18 protein-coding genes are annotated in these 24,237 nt (G+C 62.3%); 12 read left to right on the forward strand and 6 right to left on the reverse strand.

Features of this window, described 5'->3' with window-relative positions:
* Positions 1 to 15 precede the first annotated feature (15 nt).
* Both RHP72_RS05100 and RHP72_RS05105 read right to left on the reverse strand, forming a co-directional pair.
* On the reverse strand, positions 16 to 3,384 hold the full coding sequence (locus RHP72_RS05100; protein ID WP_311094414.1) for a serine hydrolase: 3,369 nt from the start codon (positions 3,382 to 3,384) through the stop codon (positions 16 to 18).
* A gap of 54 nt (positions 3,385 to 3,438) precedes the next feature.
* Positions 3,439 to 5,049, reverse strand: a complete 1,611-nt coding sequence (locus tag RHP72_RS05105) for an ABC transporter substrate-binding protein (RefSeq protein ID WP_218679725.1) — start codon at positions 5,047 to 5,049, stop codon at positions 3,439 to 3,441.
* A 162-nt stretch (positions 5,050 to 5,211) separates the two neighbouring features.
* Here RHP72_RS05105 and RHP72_RS05110 point away from each other — a divergent pair, with 162 nt between their 5' ends.
* From RHP72_RS05110 to RHP72_RS05130, 5 genes are all read left to right on the forward strand, one after another.
* A complete protein-coding gene (locus RHP72_RS05110) occupies positions 5,212 to 6,372 on the forward strand; it encodes a pyridoxal phosphate-dependent aminotransferase (protein WP_042920356.1) in 1,161 nt (386 codons plus the stop codon).
* A 64-nt stretch (positions 6,373 to 6,436) separates the two neighbouring features.
* Positions 6,437 to 7,042 carry a TetR/AcrR family transcriptional regulator gene (locus RHP72_RS05115; protein WP_003945736.1) on the forward strand — a complete coding sequence of 202 codons (606 nt, stop codon included), beginning with the start codon at positions 6,437 to 6,439 and terminating at the stop codon, positions 7,040 to 7,042.
* A gap of 55 nt (positions 7,043 to 7,097) precedes the next feature.
* On the forward strand, positions 7,098 to 8,519 hold the full coding sequence (gene purB / locus RHP72_RS05120) for an adenylosuccinate lyase (protein WP_003945775.1): 1,422 nt from the start codon (positions 7,098 to 7,100) through the stop codon (positions 8,517 to 8,519).
* Between the two features lie 66 nt (positions 8,520 to 8,585).
* A complete protein-coding gene (locus RHP72_RS05125; protein ID WP_042920316.1) occupies positions 8,586 to 8,999 on the forward strand; it encodes an HIT family protein in 414 nt (137 codons plus the stop codon).
* A gap of 55 nt (positions 9,000 to 9,054) precedes the next feature.
* Entirely contained in the window at positions 9,055 to 10,443 is a 1,389-nt protein-coding gene (locus tag RHP72_RS05130) for a DUF1254 domain-containing protein (RefSeq protein ID WP_070162184.1), read from the forward strand.
* Positions 10,444 to 10,456: 13 nt separating this feature from the next.
* Here RHP72_RS05130 and fes read toward each other — a convergent pair whose 3' ends face one another.
* The gene (gene fes, locus RHP72_RS05135; protein WP_070162186.1) at positions 10,457 to 11,692 is read right to left on the reverse strand and encodes an enterochelin esterase; all 1,236 of its coding nucleotides are present in this window, start codon (positions 11,690 to 11,692) and stop codon (positions 10,457 to 10,459) included.
* 66 nt (positions 11,693 to 11,758) lie between these two features.
* On the opposite strand from fes, the gene fepB reads away from it, so the two are divergent.
* The 3 genes from fepB (at position 11,759) to RHP72_RS05150 (ending at position 14,838) form a co-directional block, all read left to right on the forward strand.
* Positions 11,759 to 12,754 carry a Fe2+-enterobactin ABC transporter substrate-binding protein gene (gene fepB, locus RHP72_RS05140; protein ID WP_311094416.1) on the forward strand — a complete coding sequence of 332 codons (996 nt, stop codon included), beginning with the start codon at positions 11,759 to 11,761 and terminating at the stop codon, positions 12,752 to 12,754.
* Positions 12,755 to 12,865: 111 nt separating this feature from the next.
* Positions 12,866 to 14,179, forward strand: a complete 1,314-nt coding sequence (locus tag RHP72_RS05145; RefSeq protein ID WP_003945842.1) for a sensor histidine kinase — start codon at positions 12,866 to 12,868, stop codon at positions 14,177 to 14,179.
* Positions 14,176 to 14,838, forward strand: a complete 663-nt coding sequence (locus RHP72_RS05150) for a response regulator transcription factor (RefSeq protein ID WP_003945911.1) — start codon at positions 14,176 to 14,178, stop codon at positions 14,836 to 14,838. The genes RHP72_RS05145 and RHP72_RS05150 overlap by 4 nt, the downstream gene beginning before the upstream one ends.
* A gap of 96 nt (positions 14,839 to 14,934) precedes the next feature.
* On the opposite strand, the gene RHP72_RS05155 is transcribed toward RHP72_RS05150, so the two are convergent.
* Positions 14,935 to 15,867, reverse strand: coding sequence for a tyrosine-protein phosphatase (locus RHP72_RS05155; RefSeq protein ID WP_054781000.1), 933 nt, complete (start codon positions 15,865 to 15,867; stop codon positions 14,935 to 14,937).
* Positions 15,868 to 16,117: 250 nt separating this feature from the next.
* On the opposite strand from RHP72_RS05155, the gene RHP72_RS05160 reads away from it, so the two are divergent.
* From RHP72_RS05160 to RHP72_RS05170, 3 genes are all read left to right on the forward strand, one after another.
* A complete protein-coding gene (locus RHP72_RS05160; protein ID WP_277376622.1) occupies positions 16,118 to 17,152 on the forward strand; it encodes an ABC transporter substrate-binding protein in 1,035 nt (344 codons plus the stop codon).
* Positions 17,153 to 17,307: 155 nt separating this feature from the next.
* A complete protein-coding gene (locus RHP72_RS05165) occupies positions 17,308 to 18,201 on the forward strand; it encodes a phosphoribosylaminoimidazolesuccinocarboxamide synthase (RefSeq protein WP_003945463.1) in 894 nt (297 codons plus the stop codon).
* The gene (locus tag RHP72_RS05170) at positions 18,198 to 20,312 is read left to right on the forward strand and encodes a S9 family peptidase (protein WP_158170189.1); all 2,115 of its coding nucleotides are present in this window, start codon (positions 18,198 to 18,200) and stop codon (positions 20,310 to 20,312) included. Before RHP72_RS05165 ends, RHP72_RS05170 begins: the two co-directional genes overlap by 4 nt.
* 44 nt (positions 20,313 to 20,356) lie before the next feature.
* Here the strand turns inward: RHP72_RS05170 and RHP72_RS05175 are convergent, their stop codons facing one another.
* Both RHP72_RS05175 and RHP72_RS05180 read right to left on the reverse strand, forming a co-directional pair.
* The gene (locus tag RHP72_RS05175; RefSeq protein WP_003945570.1) at positions 20,357 to 21,046 is read right to left on the reverse strand and encodes a response regulator; all 690 of its coding nucleotides are present in this window, start codon (positions 21,044 to 21,046) and stop codon (positions 20,357 to 20,359) included.
* The gene (locus RHP72_RS05180) at positions 21,043 to 22,629 is read right to left on the reverse strand and encodes a sensor histidine kinase (protein ID WP_054826964.1); all 1,587 of its coding nucleotides are present in this window, start codon (positions 22,627 to 22,629) and stop codon (positions 21,043 to 21,045) included. Before RHP72_RS05180 ends, RHP72_RS05175 begins: the two co-directional genes overlap by 4 nt.
* Positions 22,630 to 22,748: 119 nt before the next feature.
* Here RHP72_RS05180 and RHP72_RS05185 point away from each other — a divergent pair, with 119 nt between their 5' ends.
* Positions 22,749 to 24,161, forward strand: a complete 1,413-nt coding sequence (locus RHP72_RS05185; protein WP_007734438.1) for a C4-dicarboxylate transporter DctA — start codon at positions 22,749 to 22,751, stop codon at positions 24,159 to 24,161.
* Positions 24,162 to 24,237: the final 76 nt, after the last annotated feature.

Here is a 24,237-nt window from a genome sequence, read left to right on the forward strand (position 1 = left end):
GTGTATCGGTCATCGTCACGCGTTAACCCGTGGTAGGAAGCGGAATCCGACGTACACTCCGTCTCGGTGCGGCCGTACCGTCGTCCAACCCGCGGCCCCGGGTTGACGGGTGGTCCAGGTCCCCGGGATCTGCGACGGTACGAGAGTGGCTACCGTTGCAGGCTTCTTCGGAGCTGTCTCGTCTTCCTCGGGATTCGGGATTACGTCGCCGATGACGGTGATCACGGCCTCGTCAGCGGACTCTCCACGACGGAACTCGATTGCTATTCCGCCCGAGCTGTACTTTCCCAGAACCGAATCCGGAATCGACTCCACACTCGCGGGGTTCGGGGCGAGGGCTTGCGGAGGTTCGAGTCCGACCAACGCGGCCGCGGCTTCGGTGAAGAGATCACGGTAGAGGCCGTCGGCCTTGCCGCCGCTGGTCAGCAGTGCGATCGCGACATTGTGGCGGGGGAAGATGCGCAGATACGCGTGCTGGCCGATGGTGCTGCCGTCGTGCCCGAAAATCTCTTCGCCCGACCAGGTTTCGTGGAACCAGCCCAAGCCCCAACCCGACTTGTCCGGGAACAGTTCGCTGATGTCGATTTCGGGTGTGCGCATCGCGGCGGCTGACTTTTCCGACACGATCCGTACGCCGTCGACGCTCTGTCCTTCGAGAAGACCGAGTTCCGCGAACGTGAGTAGATCTCCGATGCTGGCAGTGATGCAACCCGCGGGCCCCATCGAGCGCGTGATCGGCCAGACGGGCATCACGACGGAGTTCCCCGTATGACCCGCTGCCACAGAGTATCTCGGTGTATCCCCGGTCAACGTGAGTGTGTGCGCGAGGCCGAGCGGATCGATGATCCGCTCCTTGAGGATGTCGTCCCAGATGCCACCGCGAAGAACCTCGACGATACGAGCTGCAAGGACGTACGCGGAGTTCGAGTACGCGAAGCCGTCCTCGAGTGGATGAACCTGACGGAAGTCACGCAGGCCCTCGACGTAGCGTTCGACGACGTCGTCGCCGCGACCCTTGTCGATGAACAGGTCACCGTCGATTCCGTTGCGATGGTTCAGAAGTGCGCGAACCGTGATGCGGGCAGCTGTTTCCTCGTCCTGCAGTGCGAAATCGGGCAGGATCGACCGGACGGTCGCGTCCAGGTCGAGCAAGCCTTCGTCGACAAGCTGCATGACCAGCATCGCGGTCCATACCTTGGTGATGGATCCGATCTGGAACAGGGAGTCGGTGGATACCTCGACCCCGGTGTCTGCATTGATCACGCCGGAAGCCACCGTCGTACGGGTGATTTCCTTGCCGTTGGAATCGAGTGTGAGAATACCGAATTGAGCACCGGTGACGCCGTAACGCTCACACAGTACGTCCAGCGAACGCTTCCACGCGTCGGCTCCGGCAGACGCGTTGGCCAGGCCGGTCTTGGGCAGCTTCGCGGAGGTGTATCGCTTGACCCATTCGATGAGTCGTGTGCTGTAGTCGATTCGGTGCGAGATCGAGCCGTTGACGAGGAACCCGTGGCTTGCACCGGGATACGCCACCAGACGGGTGGGTACGTGCTGCTGGCGCAGTGCGGCGAACCAGGCCTCGGCTTGACCCAGCGGGCACCGCTCGTCCGACTTTCCGTGCAGGATCAGCGTCGGGGTCACCACGTTCTTCACGGCGGCGAGCGGTGAGGCTGCCAGGAGCCCCGCGGAGTTCTCGGGAACAGTCGTGCCGGTGGCGAGTGACGCGAGGTGCGGACCGAAATCGCAGACTCCGGCCATGGCGTTGAAATCGCAGATCAGCCCGCCGGCAACCGCAGCGGCAAAACGATCCGTCACGGACGTCAGGTGACACGTACTGTATCCGCCGTAGCTGTACCCGGTGATCGCCAGACGGTCCCCGTCGACAAGTCCCTCGGCGACAAGCGCGTCGATCGGCTCGAGGAAGTCTGCTTGGTCGGAGGTACCCCAGGCGCCGTTGACGGCGTACATGAAGTCTGCGCCGTACCCGTCCGACCCACGTGGATTGAGGGTCAGGATGCGCCAACCCTGGGCGGCGAGAACCTGGTGGGCGGGGTGATAGGTATCTGCAACGCCGGTCCACGCGTTGTGCGGTCCGCCGTGAATGTCGAGCAGAAGGGGTGCGGCACCACTGGTTTCGGGAGCGGACAGCAACCAACCATGCACGGTGCGGCCGTCGGAGATGGTGAACTCGCGTTCCTCGGCGGCAAACAGTGTCACCTCGGGGAGTGCTTCTGCGGTGAATTTCGTCAGCGTGGTGACCGCGCCGCTGTCGAGATCGACGAGTGCGACCTCGCCGAAGGACTGCTGCGTGGTGACGATGACGGAGGCGACGCGGGCGTCACGGGCAACGGAGAGCGCCGAGACGACCTCGTTGGGATTGGCGACGAGGGATCGAGAGGTGCCGGTTTCGATGTCGGCCGCGTACAGATGCGTCCATCCACGATCGCGTAGGCAGAACACGATTTCGTCGCGAGTATTCGACAGTGCCGGTGTGCCGCCGGGGTAACCGGGTGCACCGGGCATCACGTTGCGATCGAGATGAGCTGTGAGGGTGACGTCGACCGGTGTCTCGGTTGGGCCGGGGACGGACAGCCGGATCAGGTCTGCAGTTCCGACACGGACCTCGGGAGTGCCGATGGCGACGACCGAATCTCCCTGCGGATGCCACAGTGTGGAGCCCTGCACTCCGGTGGCATGACCGAGTCGCTGCGGGGGAACCGACAGATCGTCGACGAGGATGCGGTAAGCGCTGAACGTGAGGTTCAGATCGCTGTCCGGTTCGAGATTCGCGGTGAAGGCAAGGGCCGTGCCGTCGGGCGACCAGGACGGAACGTCGGCATTCCAATCACCGTCGGTGAGCCGTCGAACTGCCTTCGTCTCCAGATCGACGGTGTGAAGGTGGCGACGGAAGGTGCCGAGCCAACCGGCACCGTCCACCTTGTATCCGAGTCGGTCGGTGACGATGGGAGCATTCGGATCGGCGGAGTCCGAGCGTGAGACCACAGCGGCGAACGCGATGGCATTTCCGTCCGGGCTCCAGGCTGCTGCACCGGCGCCGAGGGGGAGTGATGCTGATGTGGTGAGAGTTTCGGCCTCGCCACCGGCGAGCGGGATCAGGTGCAGCTGCGCGGAGTCGCCGACCTTACGCAGGAAGGCAATCGAGGTTCCGTCCGGAGAGAACCGAGGGGCAGAATCGGCGGGCCCTGCGGTGAGGCGGCGAGCCTGGGAATCGCGGGACACCGCCCAGAGCGATGTAGTTGCCTTTCCGGCAACAATTTCCGAGCGAACGAAGACGACCACGGTGCCGTCGGGAGAGATTGAGGTCTCAGTGGGTGTGACCACACGGTGGAGGTCGTCGAGAACAAATGGACGGTCAGTCATGTAGATCCTTCGAATCGGAGAAATAGATGCAGACGTAAAGCTTTGTCTTCCGGCTTATTTCAGAACGCGAATGCCAGGGCCGGCCAGGGTGCCGCCAACTGGTGCATACAGGGCCGTTGCGCCGTTGAAGAACATGAAGTTCGGCGACGTGGACACCGGAATGACGTCGGACGAGGTGAACAGTGCTTGTTCCGCTTCCTTCCACACCGAGCAGGATTCCTGCCCGGGCAGAACCGAGGCCTTCGCCGCCAGTTCGGCGTACTTTTGATTGTCGATCGATGCGAAGTTGACACCCGACGGTGGGGTGGGGCCGGCGAAGTACGGAACGAAGATGCTGGGGGTATCGCTCTGGACGGTCAGTCCGATCGAGATCGACCATGACGTCAGGTCTTTCGCTGCGAATGTGTTGGAAATGATGAAGTTGTTGTCACCACCATGAAGCTCTACCTTCGCACCGAGCTCCTGCCACTGCTTCATCGCGTATTCTGCTGCTGCAGAGGTGGTGTCGCGGTAGTTGGCAAAGATGACCGTCAATTGCAGCGCTTGACCGTCCTTGGTCAGGACACCGTCGGATCCGGGCTTCCAACCGGCGTCCGCAAGAGTCTTTTTCGCAGCGGCCATGTCGAACTTCGGAACTACACCGGTGACGCTGTCGAAGTCACACGCCCGCGGATCGACTACTGCCAGTGCCGTAGCTCGTGAGCCTTTGCCACCGGTGTTGATGTCCGTGTAATCGTCGAGATCGATCGCTTGCACGAGTGCGGTGCGTACGGCTTCGTCCTTGGTGGGGAGAGCCGCATTGTGGTTGAAGATGAACTGTCCGCTCAGGGTGTTGGACGTCATCGACTCGAGGCCTGAAGCTTCCACACGTTCGATATCCGCGCCGGCAACCGGGGCCGCGTTGACCGTTCCGGTGAGGACGAGATTCGCCGTCGTCGCGGCGTCGGTCACGACCTTGATCGTGACCGTCTTGGGCACTCCGAGCGTGTCCGACGTGGTTTCGCCGTTCGGCCCCCAGTTGTATCCGTCGCGGCGTTCGAGCGTGACGTGATCGTTGGCCACTACTTCGGTGATCTTGAACAGTCCGGTTCCGTTGCTGCTGCCTCGAACACTGGCAGGGTCGTCGAGGGCTGCCTGGCACGCCATCTTGAGAGCGCCGATGCGCTCGAGGAGGAAGGGCGCGGGTTCCGTTGTCTTGATCGTGAGCTCGTCACCATCAGCGGTTGCTACCGCAGTTTCGGGTACGGATGCTCCCAACCACGGCGAGCCGTTGGTCGTGTCGACGACCCAGTTGATGTTGTTTGCCGCTGTCTGGGCAGTGAAGGTCGTGCCGTCTTCACACGTGATCCCCTTTTTGAGGGTGAAGTTCAGCGAAGTTCCGTTCTCGCTCCATTTTTCGGCCAGATACGAGCCCGCTGCGCGGGTTTTGGGGTCGATGGCCAACAACGAGTCGTTCGTATAGCTGTTGATCGCCTGCGTGGCAGTCAGATTGGTGATCAGGGGATGAAGGTTGCCGGGATCGGTGTTCACGATCGTGGTGAAACTGCCGTCCTTCGCGTAGTCGCCGGAAGAATTGCCGCCAGGATCAGAGGTGCTTCCGCACGAGGCAACCGTGAGAACGCCGATCGTGACCAGAGCCGCAGTGGGCACTGAGCGAGCTTTCATCTGATGCACCTTTTGATCGAAGGAAGTCGTTGATCAATGTTGCGCGAGGGACGTGGCCCAGGTCTCGTTGAATCGACTCATGCTGAGCGCCTGAATCTGTCGGATCGTCACAATGGGTGGTCGTCGTTTCTTGCCGCACCACGGTTCGACTACCGTCGGAGTGTGCGCTCAGAATCTCGTCGATCAGATATCCAGACCTTCCATGTCATGGATGTATGGAAGGCCGCGACCGAACGTCAGCGGACACATGGTGACGTCCTGACCTTGGCGGCAGGTCAACCGTCGACGCCCGCGCCGGCACCGGTGCTACGTGCGACGCGAGAGATTCTGGGCACCGAACTACTCGGGTATACCGAGACTTTCGGGATCCTGCAGCTACGCGAGGCTATTGCGCGCTACCACAGCGAGCGATCGGGAATCGCCGTCGACGCCGAAGACGTGGTGGTGACGACCGGTTCGTCCGGGGCGTTCACCTTGCTCTTCCTGGCCGCGTTCGACGAGGGCGACACCGTGGTGGTTGCTCGACCCGGATATCCCGCGTACCGCAATACCCTTGCCGCTCTCGGCTGCAACGTCGTCGAACTCGACTGCGGGCCGGCAACTCGATACCAGCCGACAGTGGAAATGCTCGAGGCTTTGCCGTCGCCGCCTGCCGGTCTGATCGTCGCGAGCCCGGCAAATCCCACGGGCACGGTGATCTCGCCCGAGGAGCTCGCTGCATTGGCGACGTGGTGCGAGCAGCACGGAACTCTTCTGATCTCGGACGAGATCTACCACGGCATCGGATACGGCGATCAGGGCACGTCGAGCGCCTGGGAGACCTCACGCGAATCCGTTGTAATCGGCTCGGTGTCCAAGTACTTCTCGATGACGGGTTGGCGACTCGGGTGGATGTTGGTGCCGACCTATCTTCGGCGCCCGCTGCAGAGACTCGCGTCGAACATGACCGTGTGTCCGCCCGCGATCTCTCAGTACGCCGCCGTCGAGGCGTTCTCGGACGAGGCGAAGGTCGAGTTGGACGGGCACGTTCAGCGGTACGCCGTCAATCGTGAACTGTTGTTGACCGGGTTGCCGAAACTGGGCATCACCGAGTTGGCTCCCGCCGACGGTGCGTTCTACGTCTACGCGGACATCGGCCATCTGTGTGGCGACGAGGGCGCCACCGCGTGGTGTGCCCGGTTGCTGACAGATACCGGGGTCGCGCTGGCACCTGGAATCGATTTCGACACCGTCCACGGAAACCGGATGGTCAGACTCTCGTTCGCGGGTGCGACAGCCGACATCCAGGAGGCACTGGCCCGCCTCGAGAAGTGGCTCGGGTAACAAACAGCAGGGTCTTCGAGCTGTTTCGCCATGCGGAGGTGCCCTCTGCTGGCACGATGTCGTGGTGTCTTCTGCAGCTACGCCCAAGGGCGAACGACGTCGCCAAGCTCTGGTGGCGTCCGCTGCTGAACTTTTGCTGGAGGGCGGGTTCGACGCCGTTCGTCACCGAGCGGTGGCAACCAGAGCTGACCTTCCACTGGCTTCGACGACCTATTACTTCGACTCACTCGACGATCTGATCGCGTGTGCCGTCGAGCTCAACGGCAACGCCGACATGGAAGCGATGCGCGCGAGAGTGGCTGCGGTGACCCAACGTCGGCGGGGCGCGGAATCAACCGTCGAACTGTTGGTCGAGCTGCTGCTCGGAGACGAAGAGAAGCGGCCGGAGAGCCGCGAGCGTTTGATCTCGCGCTACGAACGATTTGTGGCATGTGCCCGTCATCCCGCACTTCGTGACGTGCAGTTGCGCCTACGAGCCCAGCTCGACGACCTGTTGACCGATGCGCTTCGACGCTCGGGCCGGTCGGCTCCCGAGGGGCAATTGCGCCGTCTTGTCGCGATGGTCGACGGTGCGATGATCACGGCTCTGGGGGAGTACGACCCGGACCCACGGGGGTTGGCCAGGGGAATGCTCTTGGAATCGATCGACGTGATGGCGCCGCCGGTCTAGCTCGGTCTCTATCGGGGGTAACGGCACTGCTTGGCCCCCGTTAGACTGAGGCCTCGTGAGCCGCATCCCGAATGTCCTTGCCAACCGCTACGCCAGCCCGGAGCTTGTTGCTCTGTGGTCTCCCGAGTACAAGATCGTGCTCGAGCGTCAATTGTGGGTGGCGGTGTTGCGTGCGCAGGCAGAGCTGGGCATCGACATTCCGGCCGACGCCATCGACGACTACGAGCGTGTCATCGACAACGTCGACCTCGAGTCCATCGCGGACCGCGAGCGGGTCACCCGCCACGACGTGAAGGCACGCATCGAGGAATTCAACGCACTTGCCGGGCACGAGCAGGTCCACAAGGGCATGACCAGCCGCGACCTCACCGAGAACGTCGAGCAGCTGCAGATCGTGCGTTCTCTCGAACACGTCTACAACCACGGCATCGCCGTCGCCGCCCGTCTGGGTGAGCGCGCTGCCGAGTACTCGTCCATCGTTATGGCCGGCCGCTCGCACAACGTCGCAGCTCAGGCCACCACCTTGGGCAAGCGTTTCGCTTCGGCCGCCGACGAGCTGCTGGTTGCACTGACGCGTCTGCGCCAGCTGATCGACCGGTACCCGCTGCGCGGGATCAAGGGCCCGATGGGGACCGCTCAGGACATGCTCGACCTCCTCGACGGCGATGCGGCCAAGCTCGAGCAGCTCGAAGCGAAGGTTGCGGAGCACCTCGGATTCGCTCACGTGTTGACCAGCGTCGGCCAGGTGTACCCGCGTTCCCTCGACCACGACGTCATCTCCGCGCTCGTCCAGGTCGGCGCGGGCCCGTCGTCGTTTGCACACACGATCCGCCTGATGGCCGGCCACGAGTTGGTCACCGAAGGCTTCCAGCCCGGCCAGGTCGGCAGCTCGGCGATGCCACACAAGATGAACACCCGCTCGTGCGAGCGAGTCAACGGACTTCAGGTGATCCTGCGCGGATACGGCTCCATGGCAGCCGAGCTTGCGGGTGCACAGTGGAACGAGGGCGACGTCTTCTGCTCCGTCGTGCGCCGCGTCGCGCTCCCAGACGCGTTCTTTGCGATCGACGGCATGTTCGAGACCTTCCTGACCGTGCTGATCGAGATGGGCGCGTACCCGGCCGTCATCGAGAAGGAACTGACCAGGTATCTGCCGTTCCTCGCCACGACGCGCGTGCTCATGGCCGCCGTCCGCGCCGGCGTCGGACGCGAGACCGCACACGAGGCGATCAAGGAGAATGCCGTCGCAGTTGCGCTGGCGATGCGTGAAGAGGGCAAGGAGCCCGACCTGCTCGATCGCCTTGCCGCCGACGACCGTTTGCCGCTCGACCGCGTTGCACTCGACGAGGCCCTGGCCGACAAGGCTGCTTTTGTCGGTGCTGCTTCGGCTCAGGTCGATGCCGTTGTCGCCGAGGTGCAGAAACTTGTCGACGCCAACCCCGAAGCTGCGGCGTACGCGCCGTCGCCGATTCTGTAAGGGCTACGCCCCGTGCGCCTTTTCGGTGGTCACCACTACCGAAAAGGCGCACAGGGGCCGGAGACCATGGACTGCATCTTCTGTTCCATCATCGCCGGTGAGGCCGAGGCCAGCGTCGTCTACGACGACGCGAATGTCCTTGCCTTCATGGATATTCGGCCGTTCACATCCGGCCATCTCCTGGTCGTGCCGAAGCGCCACGCCAGTGGATTGTCCACGCTCGATCCCGACGACGGTGCCAGGATCTTCGCCGTCGCGCAGAAGATCGCCGCGGCGATGCGTACCGGATCTCTCCCCGTCGACGGAGTGAATCTGCACCTCTCCGACGGAGCTGTTGCGGGGCAGGAAGTCTTCCATGTTCATCTGCATGTCATTCCGCGAAATCGCGGCGACGGCTTCGGCCTGCGCGCCCTACCTCGCACGCCCAATCGGACAATCCTCGACAGCACGGCTGCCGTCATTCGAGGCGCACTGAACTAGAGGTTCACCCGGTGTGGGTGATTCGCGCCGAGGTTTCTCCCAGCACCATCTGGGTATGGCCGACATCGAACTGACGTATTCCTGCGGACTTGTCCCGAGGGACGGAGAGCTTCCCGCTCGCGAAACCATCGCAACGGTCTTCGACGAGCTCGACTTCCAAACAGCAGTGCAGGCGTACTTGTGGGCCATACCCATCGTGTCCTGGGCTCAGTGGATGGACGTGCATACCAACATCTTCGGAGCAACTGCCTCCGATATCGTCGTCTACCGCTCATATCGTGACCGACTAGGCCTGATCACCGCCAACGCGACGACTCCGTACATCTTGAACTTTTTCGATCTCGGTGCAACGGGGCCGTTGGTGATCGAATTGCCGCCAGGGCCGACCGCCGGGGGCATCGCAGATTTCTGGCAACGAGAATTCGCGGTGCTCGGTGAGATGGGCCCCGATGCAGGCAAGGGTGGCAAGACCCTGGTAGTCGGCCCAGGCCAGAGTGCCGAGGACACAGGCGATTACACCGTTGTCCACTCCCCGATGATGCACATCATGTTCGGCTTCCGCACGCTCGATCCCGACCCGGCGCGCTCGGACGCGTTGGTCGACGCCGTCCGGGTGTACCCGTACTCCGATCGTGAGAATCCGAGTCCGACGCGTCTGGTCTCACCGGACGGCAAGCCCTGGAGCGGAATTCAGCCGCGAGACCTTCGATACTGGGAACTCCTGCACGACATCGTGCAGGACGAACCTGTCGAAGAGCGCGACCGCTTCCCGATGGCGTGGCTTCGGCAGCTGGGGATTGAGAAGGGCAAGCCCTTCGCCCCGGATGATCGAGTGAGAAAGATCTTGCAACGGGCCGTCGAAGTGGGGGAGGTGTTCGCCCAGGCGAATGCGTTCGTCAAACGCTTCCCCGGTTCGCGCTACTGGCCGGATCGCCAGTGGGACTTGGCGATTGTCCTGGACAACTCAGCTCAGCGAGGGGACAACTACGACGAGTTCTACGAACGCGCGTCGTGGTTCTACGAGGCGGTCACCTTCTCCGAGGCGATGAAGAGTACGACGCCCGGACTCGGGCAGGCATATCTGGGTAGCTACGCCGACGCCGAGGGCCACTGGTTGGACGGAGCAAAGAGTTACACACTCCACGTACCCGCCGATGTCCCGGCAAAGTTGTTCTGGTCCGCGACGGTCTACTCGGTCGACACACGCTGCCTTGTCGACAACGAGCAGGGCCGAGGTGACCGTGGCTCGCGAGATCCCGATCTTGTTGTCAACGAGGACGGTTCGGTGGATCTTTACTACGGACCTACAGCTCCGGTAGGGAAGGAACCCAATTGGGTTCAGACCATTGTGGGTCAGCACTGGTTCTCGTACTTCCGCTTCTACGGACCGCTCGAACCGTATTTCGATCGGACTTGGAAGCTTGGTGACATCGAGCCGGCCTAGAGCGTGGTCTGTCTCACGGACTGCCGATCAGTTCGACAACGGAGTCCAGAAGGACACTGCGCCAGCACAACCAGTCGTGGCCGCCGTCGAAGATCCGACACGATACTTGCGCTCCTGCGGCCTTCAGTGCCTGTGCGACCGCTGCGCTGTGCCCGACCATGTCGGACTCGTGCTTACCTACTTCGAGGACAACGCGTAAACCGTCCGGTACGCCGTCGCGCTCGATCCGTGCGGCTATGTCTCCACCCGGCGGGCCGTCTTCCCCGCGCTTCAATCCGGTTGGCCACCAGAACGAACCGGACCCGCTGGCGACCAGCGCGAAGTGTTCGGGGAATTCGAGTGCTGCGAACATCGAAGCCAGGCCGCCGAAGCTCTGCCCCGAGACCACCGTTCGCGTTCGATCAGACGAGAAGGGTGTGACGGCGCGCACCTGCGGAAGCAGTTCGTCGACGACTGCACTCCAGTAGTCGCGGTTGCACGGCAATTCCTGCGAACGGCGTTGATTGTCAACGGAATCGATGGCCAGCAGAACGCAGGATTTCAGTTTGCCGGTCTGGACCGCACGATCGAACGCGGCGCCTGCCGGCATGACCTCGGCCCAGTGACGCCCGTCGAGAAGTATCACGAGCGGCCGTTCTTCGAGCGGTGTCAATCCGTCGTCCACGGTCTCGTAGATCCACACCGGCCGCTCGACGTCCAAAGTCGAACTAGCCCAGGTGAGCTGTATCGACTTCCTGAAAACTGGAGCATCCCAACCGAACTGGACCGGCGCCGAGGGCATCTCGGCGACGGAACGCCTTGTGTCCACACCTGCGGAAAGCGGATTGAGTGGGTCGGCAATTCGGTGCTCGAGCAACCCCAACCAGCGGGTGCGGCGGGTCGAGTCTTCCTTGCCTGCTCCCGGATAGTCGAACTCGTCGACTACGGACTTCGGTACCGGGATGATGCTGTAACTGCTACGCCAGGTGTTCGAGACTTCGGCGGTGTAGAACCACACCGGACTGTCGCCGAGTCGCTGCATCACGCTGAGTTGTTCTGCGTGATGGTCGGTCAGCGAATTTGCATCCAGGTAAACGCGCTCGACCTCGGTCTCCTCGGGCTGACGCCAGAGGAACGTAACTCGAACAGTCTGTGTATCAATGCTTTCGATGATCGGCGTTCCTTGTTGCACTATCCGATTCCAGGACGTCTCGATGTCGGGCGAGGCTGCGAGGGTAGCGGACAATTCGGTCACCGCCTGAGTTAGCATGAGCACAGCCTAACCTAATTTGATGGGCTTTTGAATTCGAGGAGTGGTCCGGCAGTGGGCGTCACAATGAAAAAATCACGCACCCTGAAGGTGCTCTCCGCAGTCTTGGTGGCAGGGTTCGCCCTCGTCGGTTGTAGTTCTGCGGATGCCGATTCCGATGCTGACTCAGCTGCATCGCAGGGTAATTGGCCGCGTACCGTGGAAACGCCGAAGGGGCCGGTGGAGATCACGTCGAAGCCGGAGAGGATCGTCTCGACCAGTGTGACGCTGACGGGCACGCTGTTGTCGATCGACGCTCCGGTGGTGGCTACCGCATCGACGGGACCGAACACCGACGTCTCGGATGCGCAGGGGTTGTTCACACAGTGGGGCGAAATAGCAGAAGAACGCGGACTTGCAGTGTTGCCGATGGGCGGTGCGAACGCGGAATCCGTTCTGGCGCAGAACCCGGACCTGATCGTCGTCTCGGCAACTGGAGGTGACTCCGTCGTCGATCTGTACGAACAGTTCACGGCCATCGCGCCGACAATCGTGGTGGACTACGGCGGAAGTAGTTGGCAGGAAGTCGCCGCTGTGCTGGGTAAGGCGACAGGTCTCGAAGACAACGCGGCGGCCACGGTCGCGAAGTTCGACAGCGCAGTAGAGGCCGCGAAGGCCAAGATCACACTTCCCCCGCAGCCGACCACTGCGCTGGTCTACTACGAGGACGGCAGCGGCGCCAATATCTGGACGCACGAGTCGGGGCAGGCGAAGTTGCTCACGGCGATGGGTTTCACGGTCGCCGACATTCCCGAGTCCGCGAAGAGCAGTGAATCCATGGGTAAGCGCAAGGACATCATTCAGGTCTCGGCGGAGAACCTCTACGACGGTATCGCGGGCAACACCCTGATCTTGGTCAGTGCCGACGACGGTGCGGTGAAGGCGGTCGAGGCACTTCCACTGTTGGCCCAGCATCCGGCAATTCGTGATCACCACGTCTATGCCGTGGGTCTGGACACCTTCCGTCTCGACTACTACAGCGCAACCAACATGGTGAACCGGTTGGTCGAGCAGTTCAGCTGAGCCATAAGTACTAGGCCTTTCACCTTCAACTAGTGCTTTGGTAGGAGCCGGGAATCGAACATTCCCTTCACGTTCGCCGAATGTGGGACCAAGTGGTGCGCGCATGCCACCATGAACGTCAATCATCGGATGCGGAATGGGGAGTGGATGTTCGACTCGGCTGGTCAGAATGCCCCGGGGCAAGCCCTGGCATCGCGAGGGTGGGGACGTTTCAACCTGAACAACCCGGCCACGGCGGCCGTGATCGTCGGCCTGCTGAGTGTGCCGTGGGTGTTCGGTCTCGCCAGTCTCAAGACTGAACCCGAGACGAGCAATCGAGTGCTGAGCGATCCGGGAACCGTCGTCGGCATCATGGGTTTCCTGACGGTGTTGACCGTTGTGGCGTGTGCGCGCCGGCGGTACCCGATCGCGTACTACCTCCTGACGTTGGCAGGATCCGGCGGATTGATGCTCTTCCTCGGCAGTCGATCGCTGGGGGCCACGCCGCTTTTCTGGTTCGCGATCATGGCAGTGTCCATCCGAGTGACAGGCATGCGCCTGGTCGGACTGCTGGTCCTCGGAATGGCGATGGACGTGATCTTGGCGATGTATCTCACCGAACGGGACGGGCTGACGGTCGCCGAGGTTCAGGTGGGGGAGTTGCCTCACTTGTTCCTCGAACCGGCGGCAAACACCGTCACGAGTTTTCTGGTCGTCGCAGCCATGGGAAAGATCGTCGCGCGCCTGCGAAAACAAGCAGTGGAGAACAGTCAGGCAGTAGCGGATCTGCACCGGGACCGCGAACGCAAGATTGCGAATGCCGTTGTCGCCGAACGGCAGGACATGGCACGTGAACTGCACGATGTCGCTGCCCACCACATGACCGGCATGATCATCCAGGCTCGTGCCGCCGACAAGTTCTTCTCGAGCAATCCCGAACAAGCACAAGCCCTTCTGGGGGGCGTCATCGAGCAGGGTCAGCGGGCCCTCAACAGCTTGCGGCAGATCGTGGGGATACTTCGCCTGGGTGAGGAAGACCCCGATTTCCCGACGCCCATGGTCTCCGACATCGACGAGTTGGTGGACGACTGCAAGCGCACCATCTCGTCGATCTCGTTGGAGAAGGTCGGCCGCTTCGACGACCTGGACAGCGGAGTCCAGTTGACGTGTTACCGCATCGTGCAGGAGGCGTTGTCGAACGTCCTTCGCCATGCGCCGGGTAGCGAGTCCAAGGTGTGTCTGAGTCGAGAAGCCGGTGCGGTGAGGGTACGGGTGGTCAATACTCTCGGGAATGCTCGCCCGGCCTCCGACGGGCAAAACCTCGGAATTGTGGGAATGCGCGAACGCGCGACGCTCATGGGTGGTCAACTGGACGCCGGACCGAATTCGGAAGGTGAGTGGGCTGTGCAGGCACTGGTGCCGGTGAACGGGAGGATCAACGCATGATCGATGTCCTTATTGCAGACGACCAGCAGGTGGTACGGCAGGGGTTCGAGCTGTTTCTCTCCGGTCACCCCGAGATTCGCGTCGTCGGGCATGCCAAGACGGGAGTCGAGGCGTACGAGCAGGTGCGTGCACTGCGTCCGGACGTCGTGCTGATGGATATCCGAATGCCGCACGGCGACGGGTTGACTGCGACTCGGGAGGTCCTTGCCGAGTTTCCCGGGACCCGCGTCATCGTGATCACCACGTTCGATCTCGACGAGTACGTTTTCGAGGCGCTCGACAGCGGTGCCGCAGGGTTCTTGCTCAAAGACGCCGATCCCGAAGAGCTCTCGTCGGCAGTGTTGACCGTGGCCGAAGGTGGTTCGGTGCTCTCGCCGAGATTGACGTCGAGACTGATCGTGGAGTTCGCGAGGCGCAAGCCGGCACCGATGTCCACGGCGCGCTCCGGATCGGATCACGGTCTCAGTGCGCGTGAGATGGATGTGGTGCAGTTGCTGTCACAAGGCTTGGGAAACAACGACATCGCAGATTCCCTCAGCCTCGAACAGAGCACGGTGAAGTCGCACATCAGCAACATCTGCAAGAAGCTGCAGGTGCGTACCCGTGTGCAGATCGTCATCTGGGCGTACCGAAACAACGTGATCGCCGTATCGCGCTGACGCACGGGACGCTGCGGCGCATCCGCCGCGGCACGGGCAGAGAAGTACACGTGCCCCGGGTCCGATCCCTCGTCGAACCCGGGGCATCCGTGCCACTCAGCCCAGCAGTTTGGCTTTGAGCGTCATGACAGTCGCCGGGCTCAGACCCAGGCCCTCGGTCAGGTACCGATCGACCGACCCGTAGGTCTGGTCCAACTGGGCGAGACCGGCATCGAGATAGCTTGCCTCGACACCCAACAGGGGCTCCATGTTGACGGCCATCTGTTCGCCCAGGCTCGCCGCGATGCCCGCGCGCGTGGCCTTCATGCCTTCGGCTGTGTACTCGTTGGTCAGCAAGTAGTCGTTCATGATCACCGAGCGGTCGACACCGGCGATACTCAGCAGCAGAAACGACGTCCAGCCGGTGCGGTCTTTGCCTGCGGTGCAGTGGAAGACCTGTGCACCTTCGGTTTCCGCGAGACCCGTGAGCAACTGCGCGAACCCGGCTCGCTCCGTCGCTCCGGTGACGAAGGCGCGGTTCATGTCCTGCATCATCGATCGTGAGTCCTCGGGGGACTTGATCTTCGCGATCATCTCGGCGATGTTCCCGGACAGGATCGGAATGTTCTCGTACGCAACCCCGTCGGGCAAGACATCGGGCTTACTGGCGATCTCAGGTTCAGTGCGCAGATCGTAAACCTTTGTCAGTCCCAGCTTTTCGAGATTGCTCATGTCATCGCCCTTGGGCGTGATCGCGTTCGCGCGGTAGAAGACTCCCTTGTTCACGGGCAGGCCGAAAGTTCCCGAGTATCCGGCGCCGGTGCCTGCGACGTCGCGGAAATTGTCGATCCCGGTCAGCCGCGGCGCATCTGGGGTCTGCTCGGAACTGCCGAAGTTGCTGGATCCGAAATCCAGCGAGCCGAACAGCGGAGCCGAGGGGCCAGGTTCGGCCTGCGCGATCGAGGCGCCGAAACCGGTGATGAGAAAGCTACTGGTCAACGCAATGGCCGCGGCAGACCGTAGTGAGCAGGTACGGGTGGATCGGGACATGTGTGAGCCCTTCGTCGAGCGGAGAGAGTGGCGAGTCGATGAGGTATCGCGAAGGCAAGGTAGCGAGTTCGCGTGTCCGATTCGAGAGGAATCTTGCTTTGCTCCCTCTCAGTGGGAGGCGTGCTGCTGTGAGCGTGGGCGGCTCGGGAGGCGCAGTTCATTCCTCGGGACCTGTGTTTGTGTAAAGGTCCAGTGCCCTGATATTGGTTAGCCTCACCAAATCAATTCCGGAGCAGTCCGGTGCGTTCAGATGGAGTTCAACATGCGGGTTCAAGGTCTGTCGCGGTTTCGCCGCGCAGTGGTGATCGGCGCAGCAGCTGCGCTGGCGGTCGGCGTCGCCGGCTGCAGCAACTCCGAGGAGGCGTCGTCCGAATCGTCGACGACAGCCGCGAGCTCGCAGACCCGTGTCTTCGAGGCACAGAACGGATCCATCGAGATCCCGAGCGACCCGCAACGGATCGTGGCCTGCGGATACGCAGTTCTGCCGCTGATTCAGGCGGGAGCGAACCTGGCAGCAGTATGCGAGTGGACCCGTGAACTCGGCAACATGGACGACAAGACCAAGGCCGCTTACGAAGCTCTGCCGAAGGTCGCGCCCGACGGCAACGTCTCCCAGCTCAACTACGAGGGAATCGTCGCTGCCGAGCCCGATCTGATCATCATGGGTGTTCCCGCTCGAGTCGAAAGCCAGCTGGACATGGCGCAGCTCGAGGCGGCCGCTCCCGTCGTCTTCCTGGGGCCGACGGTTCCTGCTGATTGGCGAGTGCTGGGCGAGCAGTTCGCCGATGCCGCGAATGTCTCCGGCAACTACGGCGAGTTCAAGGACGACTACGACGCCAAAACCGCCGAACTGGCCGCGAAGTACAAGGACAAGCTCGGCTCGCTGACCTTCGGCGGCGTGTGCAACGTCTGCAAGCCGGAAGCCGGCACCTTCTCACGCGAGTACGCGTCCTCGTACACGACCAATCTCTTCGACGGACTCGGACTGCAGTTCCCCGGCACCCCCGCAGACCCCGCCGACATCCACGTCGAACAGGTATCCATCGAGAAGATCGGCGAAAATCTCGGAAATGTCGACGTGATCGTCTACGGCCTCAATGCCGACGGCTCGATGTCTCCGCAGTTGCAGGAGCTGGTCAATTCCGAGCTGTGGAAGGAATTGCCCGCAGTGAAGGCCGGCAACGTCGTCCAGGTCCAGCATTCGCTGGCCGCGACCTATCAGACGGCTCTTCTGACGCTGGATTCGATCGACGAGGGCCTGTCGAAGCTGCCCGCAAACCAGTAGTTCATCGACTGTGACGGTGGCCTCTCGCCTGCTGGCGAGGGGCCACCTGCATATCCGGATGAGCAGGGCGGACAGCTCTCCGATCGGCGAGGACGCTTACCTGTCCCGGCTACCGGGGTTCTGTACGAACTGCGAACGCCCGATAGGGTGACCGGGTGCGTCCTACACTTGATTCCTACACTCATCTGGCCGGTGGCAAGGTCCGTGACCTTTACACGATCGACGACGAGCATCTGCTGCTTGTCGCGAGTGATCGGATCTCGGCCTACGACCACGTGCTCAGCACGCCGATCCCGGACAAGGGTCGCGTGCTCACCGCGATGAGCGTGTTCTTCTTCAACGTCCTCGGTGGCACCAACCACCTGGCCGGCGAGCCCGACGACGATCGCATCCCGGAAGAGGTTCTCGGCCGCGCTCTCGTCGTGCGCTCCCTCGACATGGTTCCCGTCGAATGCGTCGTTCGTGGCTTCCTCACCGGCTCTGGCCTGGTCGACTACAACAACACCGGCGCAGTGTGCGGCGTCGCGTTGCCCGAGGGCCTCGTCGAGGCGTCGCGTCTGCCCGACCCGATCTTCACCCCGGCGTCCAAGGCGGCTCTCGGGGATCACGACGAGAACATCAGCTTCGATCAGGTAGTGGAGAAGGTCGGCCAGAAGCTGGCAGTGCAGCTTCGCGAGGACACTCTCGACGTCTATGCCCGCGCCTCCAACTTCGCAGCCGATCGCGGAATCATCCTTGCCGACACCAAGCTCGAATTCGGTCTCGACTCCGCTGGAAACCTCGTGCTCGCCGACGAGGTGCTCACCCCCGACTCGTCGCGCTACTGGCCTCTCGAAGGCTACGAAGCGGGCAAGGTGCAGCCCAGTTTCGACAAGCAGTTCGTGCGCGACTGGCTCACGAGCCCTGAATCCGGCTGGGACCGTAGCTCGGACACGACACCGCCGCCGTTGCCGCAGGAGATCGTCGACGCGACCCGTGCACGCTACATCGAGGCGTACGAGCGCATTTCCGGTCTGTCCTTCGACGATTGGGTCGGTCCCAGCGCATGAGCCTGATCCCGCCGGTCGCAAAGAAGGTCCCCGCCGAACGTACCCATCACGGACACACGTTCGTCGATGACTACGAGTGGCTGCGGGACAAGGACAACGCCGAGGTAGTCGCATACCTCGAAGCCGAAAACGCGTACACCGACGAGCAGACGGCCGCGCTCGAGCCGTTGCGCGAGAAGATCTTCCAGGAGATCAAGTCGCGGACGCAGGAAACCGACATGTCGGTGCCCACGCGCATGGGTAAGTGGTGGTACTACTCGCGCAGCGTGGAAGGCAAGTCGTACACCGTCCAGTGCCGGTGCCCCATCGCCGGTGAAGACGACTGGACTCCGCCCGACCTGACGCCCGGCGTCGAGCTGGCCGACGAGCAGATCCTCATGGACGGTAACGTCGAAGCCGAAGGGCACGAGTTCTTTTCGCTCGGCGCGTTCTCCATCAGCGAGGACGGCACGTTGCTCGCGTACTCGGTGGACATCGTCGGCGACGAGCGGTACACCTTGCGGTTCAAGAACCTCGAGACCGGTGAGATGCTCGCCGACGAGATTCCCGATACCGCGCCTGGCGCCACCTGGGCGATCGACCACAGTCACGTCTTCTACATGACGGTCGACGACTCCTGGCGTCCGGACACGGTGTGGCGTCACAAGCTGGGAACGCCGCAGAGTAAAGATGTTTCGGTGTTCCACGAGCCCGACGAACGGTACTGGGTTTCGGTGGGGTCCACCCGCAGTGAGAAGTACCTGATGATCTGGGTCGGTTCCAAGGTGACCAGCGAAGGCTGGATGCTGGAATCGGCGAACCCGGAAGGCGAATTCCGCGTCATCATCCCACGTCGCGAGGGCGTCGAGTACGGGGCCGAGCACGCCGTGATCGGGGGAGAGGACCGTTTCCTCATTCTCCACAACGACGTCGTCGACGGCATCAAGGCCGAGAACTTCGTGTTGGTGGAAGCTCCCGTGTCGGATCCGACGAACATGACGACGCTGATCGAGCACAGCGCCGACGTTCGGCTGGAAGAAGCCGAAGCCTTTGCCGGACACCTCGTCCTGAGCTACCGACGCGAGGCGCTCACTCGGGTTGCCGTGTGGCCGTTGACGGATGACGGCTACGGCGAACGCCACGAGATCGACTTCGACGAAGAACTCTTCAGCATCGGCATGGGGTCCAACCCGGAATGGGCGCAGCCCACTATCCGGCTCGGCTTCACGTCGTTCATCACTCCCGGGCAGGTGTACGACTACTACGTCGCCAGTGGTGAACTGGCACTGCGCAAGTCGCAGCCTGTTCTCGGTGACTTCGATGCGAGTAACTACGAGCAGCGTCGCGACTGGGCAGTAGCCGACGACGGAACCCGCATTCCGCTCTCGATCGTGAGGCGCGTAGGTGCGCCGGAAGGTCCCGCGCCGCTGCTGTTGTACGGCTACGGTTCCTACGAGGCGAGCATCGACCCGTCGTTCTCGGTTGCCCGCTTGTCGTTGCTCGATCGCGGCGTCGTCTTCGTCGTCGCACACGTGCGCGGCGGCGGCGAGATGGGCCGTCACTGGTACGAAAACGGCAAGACGCTCACCAAGAAGAACACCTTCACCGATTTTGTCTCTTGCGCAAAGCATTTGATCGACACCGGTGTCACATCGGCCGACCGGATGGTTGCCGACGGCGGTAGTGCAGGTGGATTGCTGATGGGCGCTGTCGCCAACATCGCTCCGGAACTGTTTGCCGGCATTCTCGCCAATGTTCCGTTTGTCGACCCGTTGACGTCGATTCTCGATCCGTCGCTGCCGTTGACGGTCATCGAGTGGGACGAATGGGGAGATCCGCTGCACAACAAGGACGTCTACGACTACATGCGCTCGTACAGCCCGTACGAGAACGTGGAAGCCAAGGACTATCCCGCCATTCTTGCGATCACGAGCATCAACGACACCCGTGTTCTGTACGTGGAGCCGGCCAAGTGGGTCGCAAAACTGCGCGCCACCAAGACCGGTGATGCTCCGCTACTTCTCAAGACCGAGATGAGCGCCGGACACGGCGGTGTCAGCGGTCGGTACGAGAAGTGGAAAGAGGTCGCGTTCGAGTTCGCCTGGGTTCTCGACACGGTTGGCGCAAACTAGCTTCGGTGTCAATCAGGTTCCGCGTCAATCAGGTTCCGCGTCAATCAGGTTCTGCGGTAACGAACCTGAGGGCGCCCAGCGCGCCCGTACTCGGTCTCCCGGGTGAGCATGCCGTCGTCTGCCAGCTTTTCCAGGTAGCGCCAGGCTGTCACCCGGGACACGCCGACCGACGCTGCCACCTCTGCAGCGGTCACGGGTCCCTCAGAATCCCGGACGGACGCTGCGACGAGTCCGAGTGTTTGAGACGCAAAGCCTTTCGGTGCCGCTGCTCGATCGTCGGACGTTCGTAGCGCGGACATCGCGCGGTCGATGTCGTGTTGACTGACCGCAGACTCTCCAGCGGGAAGTGCTGCACGATATTCGAGGTAGCGCTCGAGCTTGTCGCGGAATGCTGCGAAAGTGAACGGCTTGAGAAGATAGAGGACGATCCCGCGAGCCACGGCGCTTCGGACCACCTCCAGATCGCGCGCCGAGGTAACCGCGATGATGTCCGGACTGGGCCGCAAACCGCCCAGGGCGGAAGCCACGTCGAGACCGCTGGCGTCGGGCAACCCGATGTCGAGCAGGACCAGGTCGATGGGCTGGTCGGTGGCGTTGGCCGCCGTAACTGCACGCACGGCGGCGTTCCCGGAATGAACCACGCCATGGACCACGAATTCCGGCACACGCTCGACGTACGAACGGTGCGCCTGGGCGATCAACGGTTCGTCGTCGACTATCAGCACACGGATCATCGCGGTGCTTCCGCCTCGCGCAGCGGGATACGGACAACCAGCATGGAGCCCATCGCCGGCTCGCTGGTGAGCGTGCCGCCGTGCCGTTTCACAACTTGAGAGACCAGTGCGAGACCGAGTCCGCGAGAGCCGGATTTTGTGGAGTAGCCACGGCCCTTGGCCTTTTCGAGTGCTTCGGGTGTCATTCCCGGGCCGCTGTCGGCGACGGCAACAACCATCATCGAATCCTCTTCCATTACCGTCACTTCCACCCACGGAGACTCGCTCGCGCGCGATGCGTCAATAGCATTGTCCACGAGATTGCCGACCAGCGTGACCAACTCGCGTGCATTGAGCGAAGGAACCGGACCGAGCGCGGTGTCTTCGGTGATGGTCAGGTCGACCCCGCGTTCGGTCGCTTCACTCATTTTCCCGAGCAGCAGTGCGGCGAGCGCCGGTTCGTGGACCGCATTCATCAGACGATCTATCAACTGTTGGGACACTCGCAATTCATTGGTGGCGAAGGCCACTGCGTCTTCGTTCCGGCCCAACTCGACCATCGTGATGATCGTGTGCAGACGATTTGCACTCTCGTGGGCTTGCGATCGAAGCGACTCGGCAAAACTGCGTACCGAATCCAATTCCCCGAGTACGTTCTGCAATTCGGTGTGATCGCGAATTGTCAGCACGGTGCCAATTCTGTTGCCCTCCCACTCAACCGGGTGTTGGTTGACCACCAGCACACGCTTGTCGGTGAGGTGCACTTGATCCTTCGCGGGAGAGGCGTCGTCGACTCGCATGGTCTCGGGGATGGACGAAAGTGGCACGGGCCCGTCCGGTAGATCGAGGAGGCGACGCGCTTCGTCGTTGACGATATCCACTCGCGCATCTCTGCTTCGGCCTCGCCCGATCACCACCAGACCCTCACCGATGCTGTGCAGGACGGCGTCGTGGTGTTCGTACATGGTGCGCAGTTCATCCGGCGCCATCCCCAGGGTCTGTCGCCGGATACGCCGACTCACCAGAAGTGAACTCAGGAGGGCGGCAAGAAGACCGCCGCCGGCAACGAACAGGATGACCGGAACACTTTGGGCGAACTGCTTGCTGATCTGCTCGCGGGTGACACCGGCAGAAACCAGACCGACCAGGGTTCCGCCGGAATCGTAGACAGGAGTGACTGCGCGGATCGACGGCCCCAGCGACCCGGCGTACGTCTCTGTGAAGGTCACGCCGGCAAGTGCGCGGTCGATGTTCCCGGTGAAGAGTTGACCGATCAGCTCCGGGCTCGTGTGGGTGAACCGAGTGCGATCAGGCGCCATCACCACGATGAAATCGACGCCGGTTGCCTGTCGGATCTTCTCGGTCTGTGGTTGCAGAATCGCGGTCGGGTCCGGACTCGTCAGGGCTGCCGCCGTCGAATCCGACAGGGCGAGAGTCTGCGCTATCGAGCTCACCTGCCTGCGGATCGCGTCGTCGCTGTCTCGGCGTTCGTCGACAACTGCAAGCGCGGCCCCCACGCCGATGACCAGCGCCAACAACGCCAATTGCAGGAGCAGGATCTGCCTGGCGACGCTCATACGTCGGCCGGTCTTTCGTTCGACCATCGAGCGCCTCCTGAACGTAATGAACACAAACTTCCGGGCCCACCTGTTTGCAACAAGAATTCTCCACGACTCGAAGTGATCCCGATCACTTCACAGATATCCGATCCAAAGGACACCCCATGAGCAGCACGGCAACAGGGACAGTAGACGGTTCCCCACAGCCCGAGGGCACCAAGGCAAAGCGCGACAAGACGCATTGGCTCTACATGAGCGTCATCGTCGCGGTCATCGGCGGCATCCTCGTCGGTTGGCTCGCACCCGAGTTCGGTAAGTCCGTCGGTGTACTCGGCACGTTGTTCGTCAGCCTGATCAAGATGATGATCAGCCCGGTCATCTTCTGCACCATCGTGCTCGGCATCGGCTCGGTTCGAGCGGCGGCCAAGGTCGGCAAGGTCGGCGGCCTCGCACTCGCCTACTTCATCGGGATGTCCACCATCGCACTCGCGATCGGCCTGGGCGTCGGCAACCTGCTCAACCCGGGCAGTGGCCTGAACATCACGCCCAATGCGGCCTCCGTGGCCAAGCTTGCAGATCAGGCCCACAGCGCGGGCGGTACCTGGGACTTCATCGCGTCCATCATTCCGACGTCGATGCTGTCCTCCCTCACAGCCGGCAGCGTGCTGCAGACTCTGTTCGTCGCCCTTCTGGTCGGCTTCGCGATCCAGTCGCTCGGCAAGTCGGGTGAACCGATCCTCAAGGCCGTCGGATACATCCAGAAGCTCGTGTTCAAGATCCTGACGATGATCCTCTGGCTCGCCCCGATCGGTGCTTTCGGTGCCATCGCCAGCGTCGTCGGCCAGACCGGTTTGAACGCCGTCGTCCAGCTCGGCACGCTGATGATCGGCTTCTACCTGACCTGCCTGATCTTCGTCTTCGGTGTTCTCGGAACGCTGCTGCGCGCGGTCACCGGATTCAACATCTTCAAGCTGGTCAAGTACTTGGCCCGTGAGTACCTGCTCATCTTCGCCACGTCGTCCTCCGAATCGGCACTGCCGCGTCTGATCGCCAAGATGGAGCACGTAGGCGTCGAGCGCACCACGGTGGGCATCGTCGTTCCCACGGGCTACTCGTTCAATCTCGACGGCACCGCGATCTACCTGACGATGGCCTCGATCTTCATCGCCGACGCCATGGGACAGCCACTCGGTTTCGGTGAACAGCTCTCGCTGCTGGTGTTCATGATCATCGCCTCCAAGGGCGCTGCCGGAGTCAGCGGCGCCGGTCTGGCCACGCTGGCAGGCGGACTGCAGAGCCATCGCCCCGAGCTTCTCGACGGCGTCGGACTCATCGTCGGAATCGACCGCTTCATGTCGGAAGCGCGAGCGATCACCAACTTCTCGGGCAATGCGGTTGCGACTCTCCTGGTCGGCGCCTGGACCAAGACGATCGACAAGGAACGCGTCGTCGAGGTACTCGACGGGAAGATTCCGTTCAACGAAGCCACGATGCTCGACGACGAGGACGAAGAAGAGCAGCACAAGCTCGAAACGGCTCCGACCGGCACCAAACAGTCGTTCGTGAGTCATCACTAGAAACGTCCGCTCTGCTGAACATTTGACTGCGCTGCAGGCGCGGAACCCGATCTACGATCAGTGATCCTGGTCGTAA

Origin of the sequence: Rhodococcus sp. SG20037, assembly GCF_031763325.1 — a bacterium.
In the GTDB taxonomy this organism is placed as follows: domain Bacteria; phylum Actinomycetota; class Actinomycetes; order Mycobacteriales; family Mycobacteriaceae; genus Rhodococcus_F; species Rhodococcus_F qingshengii.